Annotated in this window: 15 protein-coding genes; 10 read left to right on the top strand and 5 right to left on the bottom strand. The window is 43.8% G+C overall.

Annotated elements, in window-relative coordinates:
* The first annotated feature begins 16 nt into the window (after positions 1–16).
* The 3 genes from IEX98_RS14675 to IEX98_RS14685 are packed head-to-tail and all read left to right on the top strand — an operon-like array spanning position 17 to position 2,424.
* Positions 17–1,096, top strand: coding sequence for a 3-oxoacyl-ACP synthase III family protein (locus IEX98_RS14675; protein WP_188889960.1), 1,080 nt, complete (start codon positions 17–19; stop codon positions 1,094–1,096).
* A 29-nt stretch (positions 1,097–1,125) separates the two neighbouring features.
* A complete protein-coding gene (locus IEX98_RS14680) occupies positions 1,126–1,344 on the top strand; it encodes an acyl carrier protein (RefSeq protein WP_188889961.1) in 219 nt (72 codons plus the stop codon).
* Positions 1,345–1,350: 6 nt separating this feature from the next.
* Positions 1,351–2,424, top strand: coding sequence for a hypothetical protein (locus IEX98_RS14685; protein WP_188889962.1), 1,074 nt, complete (start codon positions 1,351–1,353; stop codon positions 2,422–2,424).
* A gap of 84 nt (positions 2,425–2,508) precedes the next feature.
* On the opposite strand, the gene IEX98_RS14690 is transcribed toward IEX98_RS14685, so the two are convergent.
* The 4 genes from IEX98_RS14690 to IEX98_RS14705 all read right to left on the bottom strand — a co-directional run bounded on the left by IEX98_RS14690 (position 2,509) and on the right by IEX98_RS14705 (position 7,177).
* Positions 2,509–3,462 carry a polysaccharide deacetylase family protein gene (locus IEX98_RS14690; protein ID WP_188889963.1) on the bottom strand — a complete coding sequence of 318 codons (954 nt, stop codon included), beginning with the start codon at positions 3,460–3,462 and terminating at the stop codon, positions 2,509–2,511.
* A 790-nt stretch (positions 3,463–4,252) separates the two neighbouring features.
* Entirely contained in the window at positions 4,253–6,007 is a 1,755-nt protein-coding gene (locus IEX98_RS14695; RefSeq protein ID WP_188889964.1) for an ABC transporter ATP-binding protein, read from the bottom strand.
* A 71-nt stretch (positions 6,008–6,078) separates the two neighbouring features.
* Positions 6,079–6,642, bottom strand: a complete 564-nt coding sequence (locus IEX98_RS14700) for a TlpA family protein disulfide reductase (RefSeq protein ID WP_188889965.1) — start codon at positions 6,640–6,642, stop codon at positions 6,079–6,081.
* Positions 6,643–6,655: 13 nt separating this feature from the next.
* Entirely contained in the window at positions 6,656–7,177 is a 522-nt protein-coding gene (locus IEX98_RS14705) for a MauE/DoxX family redox-associated membrane protein (RefSeq protein ID WP_188889966.1), read from the bottom strand.
* A gap of 283 nt (positions 7,178–7,460) precedes the next feature.
* Here IEX98_RS14705 and IEX98_RS14710 point away from each other — a divergent pair, with 283 nt between their 5' ends.
* From IEX98_RS14710 to IEX98_RS14735, 6 genes are all read left to right on the top strand, one after another.
* A complete protein-coding gene (locus tag IEX98_RS14710; RefSeq protein WP_188889967.1) occupies positions 7,461–9,443 on the top strand; it encodes an ABC transporter substrate-binding protein in 1,983 nt (660 codons plus the stop codon).
* Positions 9,444–9,636: 193 nt separating this feature from the next.
* Entirely contained in the window at positions 9,637–10,119 is a 483-nt protein-coding gene (locus IEX98_RS14715) for an SMI1/KNR4 family protein (RefSeq protein WP_188889968.1), read from the top strand.
* A 104-nt stretch (positions 10,120–10,223) separates the two neighbouring features.
* A complete protein-coding gene (locus IEX98_RS14720; protein WP_188889969.1) occupies positions 10,224–11,873 on the top strand; it encodes a sigma factor-like helix-turn-helix DNA-binding protein in 1,650 nt (549 codons plus the stop codon).
* Positions 11,874–12,039: 166 nt separating this feature from the next.
* Entirely contained in the window at positions 12,040–13,095 is a 1,056-nt protein-coding gene (locus IEX98_RS14725) for a LytTR family transcriptional regulator DNA-binding domain-containing protein (RefSeq protein ID WP_188889970.1), read from the top strand.
* A 141-nt stretch (positions 13,096–13,236) separates the two neighbouring features.
* The gene (locus tag IEX98_RS14730; RefSeq protein WP_188889971.1) at positions 13,237–14,082 is read left to right on the top strand and encodes an ABC transporter ATP-binding protein; all 846 of its coding nucleotides are present in this window, start codon (positions 13,237–13,239) and stop codon (positions 14,080–14,082) included.
* Positions 14,079–14,801 (top strand): ABC transporter permease, encoded by a 723-nt coding sequence (locus IEX98_RS14735; protein WP_188889972.1) that lies wholly within the window; start codon positions 14,079–14,081, stop codon positions 14,799–14,801. Before IEX98_RS14730 ends, IEX98_RS14735 begins: the two co-directional genes overlap by 4 nt.
* A 300-nt stretch (positions 14,802–15,101) precedes the next feature.
* Here the strand turns inward: IEX98_RS14735 and IEX98_RS14740 are convergent, their stop codons facing one another.
* A complete protein-coding gene (locus IEX98_RS14740; protein WP_188889973.1) occupies positions 15,102–15,833 on the bottom strand; it encodes a suppressor of fused domain protein in 732 nt (243 codons plus the stop codon).
* A 322-nt stretch (positions 15,834–16,155) separates the two neighbouring features.
* On the opposite strand from IEX98_RS14740, the gene IEX98_RS14745 reads away from it, so the two are divergent.
* A complete protein-coding gene (locus tag IEX98_RS14745) occupies positions 16,156–16,320 on the top strand; it encodes a hypothetical protein (RefSeq protein WP_188889974.1) in 165 nt (54 codons plus the stop codon).
* Positions 16,321–16,544 lie beyond the last annotated feature (224 nt).

Raw genomic sequence — 16,544 nt, forward strand, 5'->3', positions numbered from 1 at the left:
GGAAGGAGGATGAATCATGCTTATCAGTAAGTTCAACAACTTGCAGATTGCTGGCATCGCATGCGCAGCCCCGACGCAGGAGATTACTGCAGAAGAATTATCCGAGAAGTTCGGCAAAGAAATCGTGGAGAAAACAATCAAAATGGTAGGCGTTCAACGTTCCCGCCAATCCGTCAAGAAGCAGCTGTCTTCCGACTTGGGCTATGTGGCCGCAAAAGCAATACTCGATACGAAGCAAATCGATCTCTCCAGTATCGGGGTGCTGCTATACGTAACGCAGACGCCGGATTACAGAGCTCCAGCCACCGCTACAATTTTACATAAACGTCTGGGGCTATCCATCGACTGCGTGGCCATGGATATTAATTTGGGCTGCTCAGGTTTTGTCTATGGTGTACATACGGCATGTTCGCTCTTAAATAGCTTAAATAGCGAGCGTGCATTATGCATTGTGGGCGATACGTCGAGTAAGCTTGGATCGCAAGAAGACCGCGTATCTTCCTTGTTGTTCGGGGATGGAACGGCAGCTGTTCTGATCGAGAAGTCCGAACAGGCCAGCCCTATCGAAATATCTCTGCGCTCTGACGGAAGCCGGTATGATTCAATTTTGATACCGAACGGTGCTTTTCGGGCTATGACGCTGACTTCGGAAGAATTGGCTCTTGGTCACAGAGGATATCCTTACCCAATTATGAAAGGTACGGATGTATTTAACTTTAGCATCACCGATGTTCCCAAGCATATGCATGAATTTTTGCTTAACGTGGATAAATCGATTGTGGATTACGATTGCCTTGCCCTGCACCAGGCCAATCTCTTCATGCTCAAGCAAATTGCCAAACGGATACAGGCAAGCCCCGCACAGCTTCTGATAAGCATCGATCGTTATGGTAATACGAGCGGGGCTTCGATTCCCTTATCCCTTGTTGATCGTTATGGGAACGATAATCACGGTGAGATCCGAGCGCTGATGAGTGGATTCGGAGTGGGGTTATCGTGGGGAGTGATTAGCGCAAACTTGTTGGCTGAAAATATACTGCCCATGATTTATACGGATGAATTCTATGACGACCCCGCCTTGTCTATAGAGGAATAGCATACAAACTATTTGTGGAGGGATATAAGATGGAAATCAGCAGAAAAATGGAATTGCTAGCAGAAGTTCTTGAAGTGGAAGCAGGAGAAATCAGTGTTGATACGGTATTGGACGAGATCGATAGCTGGGATTCCATGGCCAAATTATCGTTGATTGTGATGATGGAAGAGGAATGTAGCAAGCCTCTTGCGGGTGAAACGATTCGCTCATTCAAAACAGTTCAAAATATTCTGGATTATATGGGTTAAGCCTGTATGAAACAAACGCCATTCAATAAATATTTGCCCTATTTCAAAGATCGGTATACCTTTGAGCTTTGTCAGGTCGATCACATTGATGCTGTCGTTGCATTTATCGATACCTATTGGAAGAAGGATCACATTTTTGTAAGATCTCCTGAACTTTTATCATGGCAGCACTATGATCGAGAGAAAAATCGCTACAATTTCGTGATTGCCAAACATAAAGAAACCGGGGAAATCCATGCTATGGTCGGGGTTACGCTGACCAGCCATTTTGATCCCGAAATCGAGGAATCGGTCAGATGGGGCAGCATGTGGAAGATTCGTCCTGACATTGACGAGCCTGGACTTGGCTTGATGGTCGAATGGATGAAGAATGAAGTGGGACGTGCATGCGCTGAAGTCGGATTCGGCGAATCCAAGATCGCGATCGGATTAGCCAAAAAATTAAAAGCAGTGACGGGCATTGCTGATCATTACGTGATCATTAATCCCATGAAAACCACCTTCAGTATCGCTTCAATTGGAGATCATACCGTCTTCTACTCCAGTCAAGCGGCGCCATCGAATAAGGTTCTTTCGAGTCTTTCACTGGAAGAATATCGACAGCTGGAAGGTCCTGTTATCCGGACGATTCCTTCTTACAAATCCAAGCTATATTATGAAAATAGATACCATCACCATCCTGTTTATACGTATCAAGCAACCAGGATTTGTAATACGGTGTCCGATGTCGTAGGCATCCTATTTTGGAGAAAATGTACACAAGAATCCGCTACGTGCATTCGGATTGTAGATTATTTCGGTTTAGCGGATGCATTATGCGGCTGTCTGGAAGGCTTCCTAGAATTGCTTGCGGAGCAGGATGCTGAATACATTGATTTTATTCATGTGGGTATGCCTGGGGAAGTTTTGGAGGCAGGTGGATTCATTAATAGAAGAGATTATCCGTCTATGATCATTCCTAATTTCTTTGAACCTTTCGTGCAGAGAAATATCGATGTTACATACAGTTACGAAAGCACGGATCCGAAATACGTTCCTTTAATATTTAAAGGGGATTCCGATCAGGATCGGCCGAGCTGATAGGCCTCTTCTATGCAGCGATGATCAAAAAATAATGCGAATAGGCTGGTGGCGGTATATAACCGACGCTAGCCTATTGATTATTCATTGGTGGCTAAGGACATTAGGGTTCCAACGTTCCATCTGTTTTAGAATATTGGCATGATCCTCCCGTGGGAATTCATACATGGAATTTAAGCAGTTGTTCATATTAGATCGAAAACCTAATCTAATATTTAAATCTTCTAAAATGCGAATCGTATCTTCGTTGTACGAATTGCAAGGGTGGGATACGGAAACGGGCTTTGTTCCCAAGATTTCATAAAGAATATCGAAGTTTTCTTTGTATTCATTCTTTTGTTCTTCTTTGTTTAATGCCTCGGTTAAAGTCGGATGCGTATGGGTATGCAATCCGATCATATGCCCTCTGTTATGCAGTGTCCGCACGTCATCTTTGTTCATCCATAATAAGCCCATCAATGATTTGGGATTCAATTTATAATCTATCAACATTCGCTCCATCAACAAATTATACCCGAGAGGCTTCAAAACATGATCTCGTAAATAGCGGAACGTTCGATCGTTGTCGGTATAAAAGGAATAATCGCTGAGATATGTCGAAGGAATGAAACCGTTTAGTGCTTCTGTTATTTGGGAACTATATTCGGATTGTTTAATATAGTTAAAGAAAGAATCATAGAAGTGGTCTATATTCTCAAAACACTTGAATCTGAAGTACCTAAACACCTCGATTCGCTCAAGAACTCCTTGAAACGGAGAAGTATATACGAACCAAAAAGCTTTAATATTAAACCGTTCCAGGACAGGGAACGCGATGTCGAACTGGCATTTTAGATTATCGTCAAATGTAATACAAATCTCATTATCGTGTAATTTATGATTTAGAGCTTTGTCGTACCATTCGTCTGCTGATAAAATAACTTTATCCCTTTGCAGGAAATATATCATTTGTTCTAATTTCTCTGCAGATATTGAACCTTGTCCTTTAATATGTATATCATCATGAAAATGGTGGAACATAATTCCATGAGGTTTCATTTAGAATCATCCTTTGGTTTTAATAGAAATATTTATTTAACAGACTTACTAAAAATATAAATCCAGTATAAATAGTCGAATAATACAATAATTAGATTAGATTTAATAAGACTATCACTAGTACATAACTTATATATATATCGGTAAAAGAACAACATTCATAGAGAGGGAAAGAAGATTTATACGAAGAAATGTGATGTAATAACACTCTAAGTAACAAGAGGACAACTATAATAATAACAGTTTCTAAGTCAAAATGCGGCTTGGCAGACCTCTTGAGCGAGAGGCGCACAGAGACAGCTATAGTGAACATTACTGGGTGGAAGCCTTCGATTCCTACATGTCAGGCACCGAACATTCTATTATCGATCCCCGTAGAACGTAGGCAATTGCAGCAGAAATAAAGCCTATCCGGGTAAAAGGTCAAGATGAAAGTAAAAAAACGGATATCCCAAGGGGACAATGTCATTAAGTTAAGGCTTAATGACATTGCCCAAAAGGATACCCGTTTTTTCGGAATACTTATATTAACAGCAACCTACTTGGTACCAGTACACGCCATTATCGTCTGATCTAAAGTATGCTCTTGATGCTGGGCACGCTCCAAAAGAACATTTAAACATATGCTTCACCTCTTTTTATAAAGTCGATGAATCCATTAACAGCAACCGACTTGATACCAGTACGAGCCGCCATTATCTGATTTATACGCTGCTCTCGACAATGGGCAAGAACCAAACGAACATTTATACATTTATGTTTCACCTCCTTTCATAAGGATGATGATTCATTATTGGTACCACTCCGCTTGGGTGCGGAACATGTTTGCATATTCCCCATCTAATTTCATTAATTCTTCATGGCTTCCTTGCTCAACTAGTTGACCATCCTTTAAGACGAGAATCCGGTCAGCTGCCCGGCAAATGCCTAATCGATGCGAAATGAAGAAAGTGGTTTTACCATGAGTTAGCTGAGCGATGTGTTCAAACAGCTGTGCTTCCGCCATCGGATCCAAAGCCGAGGTTGGCTCGTCCAGCATGATAATCTCAGAGTCGCGGAAGAAGGCTCGGCTAATCGCGATCTTTTGCCATTGACCATAGGACAACTCATGCCCGCCATAAAATTTATGTCCCAGCTCGGTATCAAACCCTTCAGACAGTTCATTGAAAAATTCGTCTACACCTGATTTCGCAGCCGCCATTTGCAGCCGGCTCTCCTCTTGCATCCATTCCACATGGCCTAACCCGATATTTTCACGCAAAGTGAGCTGATATTGCGCAAAATCTTGAAAAATAGCGGTTACATGCTCGCGGAATTCTTTCGTATCCATCTGATCCAGCGAAATGCCATTGTAGGATATCGTGCCCGCGGTTGGTTGATAGAGGCCGAGCAAGCATTTGGCAAGGGTGCTTTTTCCGGCACCGTTCTCACCTACGATAGCGATTTTCTCTCCAATACGCACATCGAACGAAATATCGCTCAGGATCGGCCTTCCATTGTTCGGATAACCAAATCCTAGATTTTTCACCGAAATTCCTTGCTCTAAAGAGGCGGGGAAAGGTAATTTAGGCGTACCGTCGGTTTCTTCCTCTTTCATCGCAAGGAATTGGAACAAATCATTTGTATATAAAGCTTGCTCATAGATTCCAGCAATGTAGCTGGCCATAAATTTTAAATTTGACTGAATGGAGAATATGGTCTGAATCAATGCTACAAAACTGGCAATGGTCATCGTTCCTAAAGCAGCCAATTTGAGCAGGAATCCGCTTATCAGCGTCACCATAACCAATAGGAGTCCATTGATGGCAACCTTGAAAATGGACATTTTCCGTTCCAAATCTATTTGCTCTTGACCATTCTGCTGGGTATATTTCCGCCACTGGTTAATGAAATAGTCGGATAACCCAAAGATACGAATCTCCTTGGCCCATTGCCGTTCAGTTAGCAGAGTATTGAAATAGATGGATCTTCTTCGGCCCGGCGTTTGTCTCACAAACTGAGATACCTTAAAGCCGCTTTCTTTGATATCGATGTACAAGGATGGAATAATCAACAACAGAATCCCGAATGCCAAGAGCCAGTGAAATCCCAGCAAAACAACGACGAAGCCGATAATGGTAATCAGGTTTTTAGCAATTTGCAGAAAGGACTGGAAAAATTGCAGCCCTCGGTGCTCCAAGCCCGTTGAAACTCGTTGCAGCAGATCGAAAAATTCATGGTTTTCAAAATGAAGCAGGGAGAGCCGGGCAGATTTCTCCGTAACTTCTTGGCCAAAATGTAGCAAAACGACCAGTTTGATTTTGCTAACTATAAAATCAACATACACTTCCAGCACTAATTGCAATACAAACAGGAGCAGCTGATACAGTAAAATGACGAAAGCAGGTCCTAATTGCGATGATCCTTCTTGAATCACCCGCTCTGTACGATGCACCAATTCGATCGTTACATAGACTTGCAGCACGGGGATGATGGCGGTACTAATCTGGGCAATGCTTAAACAGATCATGTTGAATGGAGTCAGTTTGAACATGATACGAATCATACGGACCATCATCTGCAAGGATAGTCGTGTTTGCTGTACAACATTTTTCAAGGATGCAGACATAAGAGGATTTACCATGCTTTTGCTAAGCGGCTTTCATGTTCCACAGTTGCTGAAGCCATAAGGTTAAGGTCATCTTCCTGATCCAGATTGCTTTTAGAAGCAACGAGCCCTTCTTGGTCAACTGCGTAACCAAACGGGAAAAAGTGAGTTTGAAAAAATTCAGTATCTTGGGGCGTGCATGCAATGACAGGCAGCTTAAGCTGATATTTCTCGACCGTTTGCGTAATTTGTTCTTCCTGATCTGCGAACAGCAAGATATAGATTGGAATGTGCGGATGTTGTTGACGGAATCGGTGCAATTTCGGATACAAAGCTTCACAGGTCCCGCATAATGTCATGGAGAGAATGACCAGTGCATTATTAAAGTGAGGGACAGCTCCATCCAACGTTAACCGGCCGTCATTCGGAAAGGGGATTCCCTTCGGCAGGCCGATGCCATCCAAACCACTTTGTACAGGTGTATCTTGTTTCGGACTGGCCGGTTTTCTTTTTAAAAGATAAACACAAGCTGCAGTTAAGAGGATGACCAGCATCCACAATATGATATACGAAACATAGAATATAGCTGACAAGATAAAGCCTCCTTTAATCCGTTTGCGGGTTTGAAAGAGCACTTATAATGAATTGAACGATCAAATATAGGCCCAATATGCCAGCCCAGGAAAGGAGGTACAGAACTAAATCCTCCCACTTTATAGCTGCTAAGGAAGCGGGGTGATTTGCAATCGTGATGTAACTGTTCATGACGAGTAACACGACAACCCTTAGAATCGTACCCCACCCGAGATATTCGTCCCGCAGCTTCCCAAAGCAGTTGCACTGGATTTGTTCTTTCTTGTATAGGGCCATGAAAATAGCATAGATAAATCCTCCAATTAAGCAGAATGCAAGGATTTCTCCAATCCAAACGGTTGCACTCGATAACAATAAACCGGCGGTCAGGATTTCAAGTAAAGGAACCAGCCAGGCGCCTGCGGAACTGAGCGGCTTGGGTATACCGATGGCTATAAGCGTGTTTTTCATTGAAGAAGGAGAATACAATTTCAGCAGGCCAGTTAGTCCGAAAATCATAGCCAGTCCCATTTGAATAAAGCTTGGAACGCTCATCTCAACCCCCCTGAGTCGCTGTAATGAATGGCTTTTACCAGGCAAGGATGCCTGTCCATTAGTCAATGAGCACCTATGGTTACCCTGGTAGTTTTCTTGTTAATATTGTAATTATTGGAACCTAATCGGCACAATGTCATCCGCTACTCTAGTTACGTGCAGAATTACTATACAAGGTATTTACAAAACCGCAGCTTCAATCATTTACACTGAGAATAGTTATCAATATAATGAAGAAGGAGAATGACCGCAGTTTTGCGGCTGGAGGGAATGATACACTGCGATGAATTTGAATGAACATATTACGCTATGGAACCATGCTTCTATTAAATTAATGGACGTACGCTATGTGCTTCTGGAGCAAGGAGAAGTACTGCGGGAATATTTCCTTCCAGCCAGTGTTTTTCTATATGCCGTTCGCGGCCGTGCAAATATTCGGCTGGATAATGAGACGCATCGTGTGAATGGGGTTCACATACTGCATGGAGGAAAGGGTGCGCGTCTTGATATAACAGCCGAAGAGCGGTTCGAATATTATTTGATCCTGTACAAAGCATCGTTGACATTACCCGCCTCTCAGGAATGGATGCGGTTTATAGCATTGAACAAGCCGTTTCAGCTTCAATATGGTTTCTTACCGCTGTATCCGCTATCCCTGCAGGATAAGGCGAGACATCTATTTGAAGATTGGATGAAGCCGGAACCGTTGGATAAATTCCATGCGAGGATGCTTTTTTACCAATTTGTGCACGAGCTATTATGGCAAATGCAGCGTCAGGGTATCGAGCCTATGCGTCCCGATTTGGCTTCGCAGGCGCTTCGTTTCATGAATGAGCGCTTTATGGAGCCGATAACACTCGATATGCTGGCGGATTTGTTTGATTGCAGTACGAGGAATTTGACCAAGCTGTTCAAAAGCAAAATGAATGAAAGTCCTATTCGTTTGCTCACTCAAATTCGTATGGACAAGGCTGCGCAGCTTTTGACGGAAACAGATGCTCCGCTGCAAGAGATTGCTCAACTGGTTGGCTATCCCGATGCGCATACGTTGAGCCGCAGCTTCAAGAAGCATTATGGCATGCCGCCTGCGGTATTTAGGACGAAGCATCTTCGTGCAGATCCGGTTCTGAAATTGCCAAGTATCCGTTCCCGATCTGCCATTGTGTCAAGCCGCCCTCTTCGTTATATTGATAATGGCTATGAGAATTATTATCAGATAAGCGGAAAGGAAGATTCACGCATGTCCAAAGGAAACCATTCAGGCTTTATGGCTGCGGCTACATTGCTATTATGTTTTACATTATTGTTGTCTGCATGTTCTAGTGGTTCAAGCACAGGAAATATCAGTACCAGCAAGGAAGGAACGAACGTGTCGGGACAGCAGTCTGCGGGACAAGCTTCTGCAAATACGGCCCCGGATGCAACGACTAAAACCTATACAGATAGTCAAGGTACGGTAGTCATTCCTATGAATCCCAAGCATATTGTAGATTTGACAGGCAGTTTTACCGGCAATTTATTAGCGCTTGGCGTTAAACCTGTAGGGGTTCAAGCTGACTTGCTGAAGAATCCTTTCTTGGATGGGATGCTTGACGGAGTCGAATCGGTAGACATTTCATTCTCGCCGGAGAAAATTTTGAGCTGGCAGCCTGATCTTATTATTGTAGTCGCAGCCGCCGAGTTGGAACCGGTCTATAAAGAGCTGGACAAGATTGCTCCGGTGGTCCGGTTGGAATACGGGAAATATTCTTACAAAGACTTGATGCTCGAGTACGGTAAAATTGCAGGTAAGGAGCAGGCTGCTCAGGATTGGTTGAAAAATTGGGATGAGAAAATCAATGAATACAAACCACAAATTACACAAGTCGTAGGCGATAAAACCGTGTCTATCCTTCAACCTTATGCGAGCGGAATTTATGCATTTGGCGATTTTTACGCCAGAGGCGGGGAAATTTTATATAAAGAATTTGGCTTGAAGGCTCCAAAGTTTATTCAGGATGAAATTTTGGCTAAAGGTGAAGGCGTTATTCACTTGTCACTTGAGAGACTGCCGGATTATGCGGGCGATTATATTTTTACGAGCAATTGGGGCTGGGATAATGGCGACCCGGAAGTTGTATACGGCAGCAGTATTTGGAAGAACCTCCCTGCAGTTAAACAAGATCGTGTGTTTTTTATTAACGCTGAAGGCTCTTACTATAATGATGCTGTATCGCTGGAAGCTCAACTGGATTTTATTGTTGAAAGCTTTCTTGGGAAAAAATAAGTGCGATCCTCGGATGAAATGGCGGCCTTTATGGGCCGCTTTTTGTTTTTGCTGATAGTGCCGTTAAATTGAGAGTTTAAATTTTGAAGCGGTTTTGAGCTATTGGGCAGCATGTATCCATACAAAAAAAGGGGATTGTTTTTTCATAAAGAATATAGAATGTTGAAAAGAAAAAGATTAGAAGGTGATGAATATGAATAAAAAAATGACCGAATTTATGATTTGGGCTAAAGAAAACCGTTGGGATATCATCGAAAAATCGGAGTCTCAATTAAACTTGAATAGCAGCATTACATCTAGATATAAAGACATTCCAAGTGAATATTTAGATTTTTTAAGTGCGGTTGAAACGTGTATTACACCAGATGAGAAGACTTGGTTTATTTGCGAGAATGAGTTCAATAATCGCTCAGATCATGCATTTAAATGGAATGAATATGAATTGCTCAGTTTAGAAGCAGCAGTGGATGATGACATATGGAAATCAGAAATATCTGCGTGGTGGGATCATTACCTGCCAATCGTTATGTCCGTTGATGGCGGATATTCTTTCTATGCAATTAGTTTAACAAATGATAGAGGTGCTATTGTACGTGGGTATGAGCCTGAGTTCGAAGAAGTTGAAAAAGTAGCAAGTACCCTTGAAGAGTTTTTTGAGTTATTGATGTCAAATTAAATTCAGTAGAGTATATTTAAGTTTTTTTACTAAGCTGCCCAACCTTTTTCGTTTTCGAAGCAGTATTTAGTTGAGTGCTACCGAAAAGAAGGAGCTTTTAAGTCATGGATAAACAACAAGCTGACCGTGTCATTAAGGATTACATCAAGCCGCTGTATGGATTTGCTTTGAACAAAACGAGCAAGATCGCTGAAGCCGAGGAGCTGGCGGGAAGAATGACGCTGGAGGTATACCAGACGCTTCTCAAAAAGGCGGAGTTTCTTGACTTGAACAGCTACGTCTTCAAGATCGCGCATTATGTGTGGGCGAAATACGTTGGTGAGAAAGTAAAAGCATCCAACCAATTGCGGATAGATGACACAGAGGTGTTGTCCAAGGACGAGGGCTTCGACAGGATCATCCGTCAAGAGACAGCTGGCGCATTGCGGCGGGAAATCGCTTTTTTATCTCACCAGCAACGAGAAATCGTAGTCAAGTACTATTATGGTGGTATGAAAATTAGCGAAATTGCAGCTGCGATGGGGCTATCTGGCGGAACGGTTAAATGGCACCTATTCGAAGCGAAAAAGGAGCTGAAACACAAGATGAACACCATTCGATCAATGGGCAATCTTGGTATCAATCCGATCCGCATGACAAGTTTAGGACATAGCGGATCTCCGGGCAACAAAGGCGATACTGCCGACTTTCTGGCGACGGCGATTAGACAAAACATCGCTTTTTCCGCTTATCACAAGCCGCTAACGATCAAAGAAATTGCTGAGGAACTAGGCATTTCACCTGTATTCATCGAGGATGAAGTCGAAGCTCTTGAGGAATACGGTTTCTTGGATCAACTACCGGGCGCTAAATATCGTACGAATATGTACATTGATGAACCGTCCCAATCAAAAAGTGAGGCATTGCACCGCTTGTACGAAGAGTATGCGGAGATTGCTGTCGAGCATTATTTTAAGTTCTTTTTTCCGATCGCTGAACAATTCAAAGAAACCGGTGTCTATATCCCAGGCGGAGACACCAATCTGCTGTTGTGGAGCCTCATTCCGTATGCTGGAAAAGAGCTGAGTTTCAATGAACTTGTGAAGGTAAGCGATCAAGACGTTTTAGTCAGCCGTAAAGATGGCGGGCATTATGCCGCCTATGCAACGATCAACAGAGAGTTCGATGTAAGCTATGACCGGGAAATCTATTATTTTTGCGGCGATATGAACCGGAATTCCGATGAGCTGTCGTTAAAAGCGTGGCAGACCGATACGTGGTGGTCCGGCAGACAGGGCGGCTGGAGAGACAATCTGAGTTCAGATTTTATCAGCCTCATGCACGTAATTAATGGAGATTTGCCGCAAAACCATACGAACATCGATGCCTATCGGCGTCTACATGACAAGCAGTATCTCCTTCGAACGGAGTCTGGACTTGAAGCCAATATTGTTTATTGTAAAGATAAGCAAACAGGAGAACGTCTGCACACCGCGATTCCACAACCGTCCGAACGAATAAGAGAGGCTGCCGCGAAATTGGATCAGGCTGTCTATCAATTGCAGCTCAATGGCCAGCCCGAACATGCGCATAAATACGTGCGTTACTGGGCTCAGAACAGCATGGCATCCGGAACAATACGCGCTTACGTGCTCAAACATTTGGTTGACTTAGGTATGTTGAAAGTACCTGATCCACACCGGCAAAAAGGTATTTCCACGATTATGTTCATCAATAAAGCTAGCGCGGGGTCGCCGGTGTTAAATGGAGGGTAAAATATTTCAATGCAGGGCACCCATTCGGGTGCCCTTTCTTTTCTCAGTAACGATTTGGAACCATGGAAGTATGTGGATCAGCCTTCTATTGTAGGTTACAATCGGAATATATTGAGTAATGCTATATTTAATAGTTGGCTATGGGTATGTTAGGAGGCTGAAACGTATGACCGTATTGCAAATACAAAGTGAGACCGGGAAAAGCGGTGCTGCATCATCACCAGTGGAACTGGAGTTGATGGCTGGACAGTGTGCGGTGGTGCAGTGTAATTATGAGCATGGCCGCCAGTTCATTCGATCCGTTCTGGGCGAGCCATCTTCGCTTGGGATTCAGGCTTTGTACCGCGGAGAGTGTTTGCAACTGAACCGTTCTGAAATTGTGGAGCGTGTTGGCTGCTATTTTTTAGATGACGGATTATATAATCGAATGAAGGTAGCCGATTATTTGACCTTTTGGGGACGACTATATACGACTCGAGTGCCCGCCAGCGAACTGTTGGCCCTAGTGGGGCTTGAAGGCCATGCCAAGGTATTAATTTCCAGACTGAGTTATTCCGAGAAACGGCTGCTTAACTTGGTGAGAAGTCTCATCCACAATCCTGAGCTTGTCATATGGGAGAACCCGGAGCAAAATCTCGATCTCGAGAGCTGTATTATCCTCAGAAAATTGATCAACACTCTCGTCGATCAAGGCAAGGCGATACTCGTTACATGCTCGACGATGGAGCAGGCCATGTTCCTTTCCGAGCATATTTACAGATTAACGGAGGGAGGACTATACCCGGTTACTACGCAGGATGAACCGGAAGCCTCTGAACAGACTGTGCAAGGGACAGGAGAACTCAATTCAGAAAGCGATCAAAATGTTTCACGTGTAAAGGTAGCCAAGCTGGAAAAGCTGATGATCAAAGCGGACGACAAATTTGTCTTCGTGGACCCGATGGACATTTATTACATTGAAAGCAGCGATGGGCTGTCGCATATCCATACGAACTTAGGCGACCTCACGACAGCATGGACATTGACAGAACTGGAGGACAAGCTTGCCCCTTATCAATTCTACCGCTGCCATCGTTCCTACCTCGTAAACCTTAATCATACATCCGAATTGATTACTTGGACACGCAACAGCTACAGCCTGGTCCTCCGTGACGACAAGAAGTCGATGATCCCGATGTCCAAGAATCGATTCGAAGAAATTAAGAGTATTATGGGGCTGTAACGTCCGCATTTTTAACCCTAATATGACTCCGTTCATCCCCCTGACTGCGCTTTTCAAGGGGGATTTATTGCTCTGTAGCCTTATTCGCGATAATCTTGCCGTGAGCTTGAAAGGGCTACTAAGCAATAGTGGGTGAACGTCATGGAAAGCATCATCGAGGTAGATCATCTTGCGAAAATGTATCAAAAGAAGCAGGCGCTGAAGAATCTAAGCTTTCAAGTGCAGAAAGGAGAAATATTCGGATTTCTCGGCCCCAGCGGCTCTGGAAAGACAACGACGGTGAAAATACTGACTTCTCAGCTGCGATTTACATCCGGAAGGGTAACGGTATTTGGATCAGCTCCGGACCGCAGCCGCAATGCAAATTTTCTCGGTCGAATCGGAATTCTGACAGATAATAGCGGCCTGTATGATCGTCTAAGCGTCTATGACAATTTAGCTCTGTTCTGCCGGTTGTATGGCGTACCTGAAGGGTCAGTTGGCGGCGTGCTGGAAGCCGTCAATCTTTCAACTGACAGGAATACGTTGGTGCATCAGTTGTCCAAGGGGATGAAGCAGAGAGTCACGCTGGCCAGAGCCATTCTTCACCGACCGGAGATTCTATTCCTTGACGAGCCGACCTCTGCGCTCGATCCGGTTAATGTCCTGCAGATTCATGAGACCCTGCGGCAGCTGAACCGGGACGGGACGACGATCTTCTTGACCACGCACAACATGCAGGAGGCGGAGGCGTTATGTGATCGTGTTGCTTTTTTGAACAATGGGGAAATTTCCGCCCTGGATACTCCTTTGCAATTAAGACTGCAGCACGGGGATCAGACCATTACCCTCACAACGCCGAAAGGTCTGGAAATCGTAGGACAGAATGCAGCAGGGGCAACCCGCATTAACGAGCTGATCTGCAGCGGAGAGCTGCTGGCGATTCATTCCAATGAGCCGACGCTCGGTGATATCTTTGTAAAATTGACAGGGAGGGGCCTGGAATGACATTTTCACTAAACCGAATGCTCGCGATCGCCGGGAAGGAGTGGAAGGATTCCGTTAAGAACCCGCAAATTCTTCTCATGGCAGGCATGCCTATTGTGTTCTCCATCTTAATGAAAGGCCAAAATGCACTGTCTGAAGGCAATACCATCGATAGCTTCACTGTGCCCATCATGATTGCAATCGCGGTTGTTGGTGCTTTTGTTCAGGCTCTTATGATTTCAGAGGAAAAGGAAAAGAACACACTGCGTGCACTCATGTTGTCTCCGGCCTCGCCGGTGGAGGTATTGCTGGGTAAAAGCGCTATGACCACCGTGTATACCATTGCTGTCATGATTGTCTGTATGTTTATTACCGGAGTTCCGGCGATAAATATAGGTTACCTGGCTTTATTTATTCTGCTCCTGCTGGTTGTTTTCATGGCTTTGGGCACATCAATTGGCTTGATCTCTCGAACGGCGTCCGAGACGTCCATCGTGGGCCTTCCTATTCTGCTGTTTTTTGTTTTTGGCCCCATTTTTGCGCCGGGGCTGAAGGTCTCCTTCGTTATGGATGTGATTAGCTTCATCCCTTCCTATCACTTCATGCAGGGGCTGTCGGCCATATTTCTAGACGAGGGAATAAAGCAAGTCTGGCTGAGCCTTGGCAACTTGCTCGTATGGGTGATCCTCTCCACATTGTTAGTCTTCTTCATTTACGGCGGCAAACGTTTTGACAAGTAGCCTTACTAACGGACTTTGGAAGGGGAGGAGGCTTCATATGAGCAAGGGGACGAAAAATGTAATCATAGGCGTGATCGTACTCGCCGTCGTATTGATAGTTAGATGGCTTTGGCTCCCTGACGGGATTATGGGCTTGTTGTCCTGAATCGAGTGCTGTATTTGTAGATGATAGCAATGCCGACATACTTGCAGGCAAGCCTGCAGGGATACGTATTCATGGCGTCCGTTAGTTATCTACTTAGTTGAAAACAGAGCATGGTGTTCGCAACACCGATGCTCTATTTTTTTTGTACATATTGATTAAAACAAACCAAATCGTTTTTTGCAGGTGTTCTTACGGCTTGGATCGACAATCAGGTTTATACCAGCTTGATCGAGTTTTTCTAACAAGGCATCTGCGCCATGCTTGAGCTTATAGTTCATCTCTTCATTATAAAGCGGTAATAGGTTGAAGAAATGAACCTCCTTGTCCGGTGATATTGCAAGTGTATAGAATTCATTCGGCGATTCTACTGCAGTGGGGAGGGTAAGCATCATACCCGATAACTTGGTGTTTTTAGCATAGTTCTCAACAGGGTTATTATTGGGGATCGTATGATCGGCATATAGCCATGTGTTGTATTCGTGCGGAAGGCGGGCGAGTGTTTTTAGGCTTCTAATTGGCCAATAATGCTCTTCACTCTTGAAGCTCTCCTCCGATATTTTCCATGAAGCAGGGAGACAAATCATAAGCTCAGCATAACGGAATGCCTCTGCGCCCTCGGGAACAGTCATAGGCAGGTTACTCATTCCGCATGTAACTAATGTCATATAGTCTCTCTCTTTGGTTGGAGGGACGAATAATATATCAAGATGAATAAGGTCGGAGATTATTTCATGATAAACAGATTCAATAGGTCCGATATGCTTCTCAACATGCTCCGAAATAAGATCAATGGAAGCCGTATCACCCTGAGCAGGAGTGAAGGGTTTGTCTGATGCTTGGTGACGATAGATGATACTTCCAGCGGGCGAGCGTTCTTCTGTTTTCATATGGACTCCTTTGGGATTTATGTCATTAATTAAATGATACAATTTTATAATGTTATTGGAAACATTTAGTTTGTTTGAATCGTAGAGTAAGCCAAGCGAAAGTGAAAGAAATTAAAGGTAAATATTTTTCAGCATCGATTATGAGCAAGAATTGATTCAATTACTCATTTTCCCTTTTCCTAACAGTATCTTCAATTAATCGTAATGGAGGAATAATCTCATGCTTATTTTCTTGAGTTTACCGTCATTTTACCTCCCATTCTTATCATGTACCTTATGCGTTCCGCGAGAACGAAATTTTTTAGCGAAAGGTAGATTATGAATGGCGAAAACGGTATCCCTTAGAGAGGTTTTTCCAGGCAATGTTCTGGCTGCAAAGGTCACAACGCCCACGGGCATGGTCCTGCTTCCGGCTGGCGTGAAATTAACGAGAGAGCAATTGGAGAAAATCAGGAAATTCGGAGTTCATACAATAAAGGTAGAATAAATAAGCAGTCAGGACGGTGAAATAGCGATATAAAGGTGGCAAGAGAGAGCGGTATTCCTTTTATGACAAAGGAATGCCGTTTTTTATTTCTATATATTCTTTGTAAAAGGGGGTGAAAGTAACTATATGCACGCCCCGGTTCTTTAAGAAGGATAAGGAAGATTCTTATCCTATTTTTTGCTGGGATTTTACCATCATTTTACCTGGGTCGTTTATTGTATCTA

Source organism: Paenibacillus radicis (ex Gao et al. 2016), from assembly GCF_014641555.1.
Lineage (GTDB): Bacteria > Bacillota > Bacilli > Paenibacillales > Paenibacillaceae > Pristimantibacillus > Pristimantibacillus radicis.

Bases quoted from the DNA above. Each gene is read 5' to 3' on its own strand.
- IEX98_RS14720 (WP_188889969.1), top strand. From the start codon at position 10,224: ATGGATAAACAACAAGCTGACCGTGTCATTAAGGATTACATCAAGCCG.
- IEX98_RS14675 (WP_188889960.1), top strand. From the start codon at position 17: ATGCTTATCAGTAAGTTCAACAACTTGCAGATTGCTGGCATCGCATGC.
- IEX98_RS14715 (WP_188889968.1), top strand. From the start codon at position 9,637: ATGAATAAAAAAATGACCGAATTTATGATTTGGGCTAAAGAAAACCGT.
- IEX98_RS14725 (WP_188889970.1), top strand. From the start codon at position 12,040: ATGACCGTATTGCAAATACAAAGTGAGACCGGGAAAAGCGGTGCTGCA.
- IEX98_RS14705 (WP_188889966.1), bottom strand. From the start codon at position 7,177: ATGAGCGTTCCAAGCTTTATTCAAATGGGACTGGCTATGATTTTCGGA.
- IEX98_RS14685 (WP_188889962.1), top strand. From the start codon at position 1,351: ATGAAACAAACGCCATTCAATAAATATTTGCCCTATTTCAAAGATCGG.
- IEX98_RS14690 (WP_188889963.1), bottom strand. From the start codon at position 3,462: ATGAAACCTCATGGAATTATGTTCCACCATTTTCATGATGATATACAT.
- IEX98_RS14730 (WP_188889971.1), top strand. From the start codon at position 13,237: ATGGAAAGCATCATCGAGGTAGATCATCTTGCGAAAATGTATCAAAAG.
- IEX98_RS14735 (WP_188889972.1), top strand. From the start codon at position 14,079: ATGACATTTTCACTAAACCGAATGCTCGCGATCGCCGGGAAGGAGTGG.
- IEX98_RS14695 (WP_188889964.1), bottom strand. From the start codon at position 6,007: ATGATTCGTATCATGTTCAAACTGACTCCATTCAACATGATCTGTTTA.
- IEX98_RS14710 (WP_188889967.1), top strand. From the start codon at position 7,461: ATGAATTTGAATGAACATATTACGCTATGGAACCATGCTTCTATTAAA.
- IEX98_RS14680 (WP_188889961.1), top strand. From the start codon at position 1,126: ATGGAAATCAGCAGAAAAATGGAATTGCTAGCAGAAGTTCTTGAAGTG.
- IEX98_RS14745 (WP_188889974.1), top strand. From the start codon at position 16,156: ATGGCGAAAACGGTATCCCTTAGAGAGGTTTTTCCAGGCAATGTTCTG.
- IEX98_RS14740 (WP_188889973.1), bottom strand. From the start codon at position 15,833: ATGAAAACAGAAGAACGCTCGCCCGCTGGAAGTATCATCTATCGTCAC.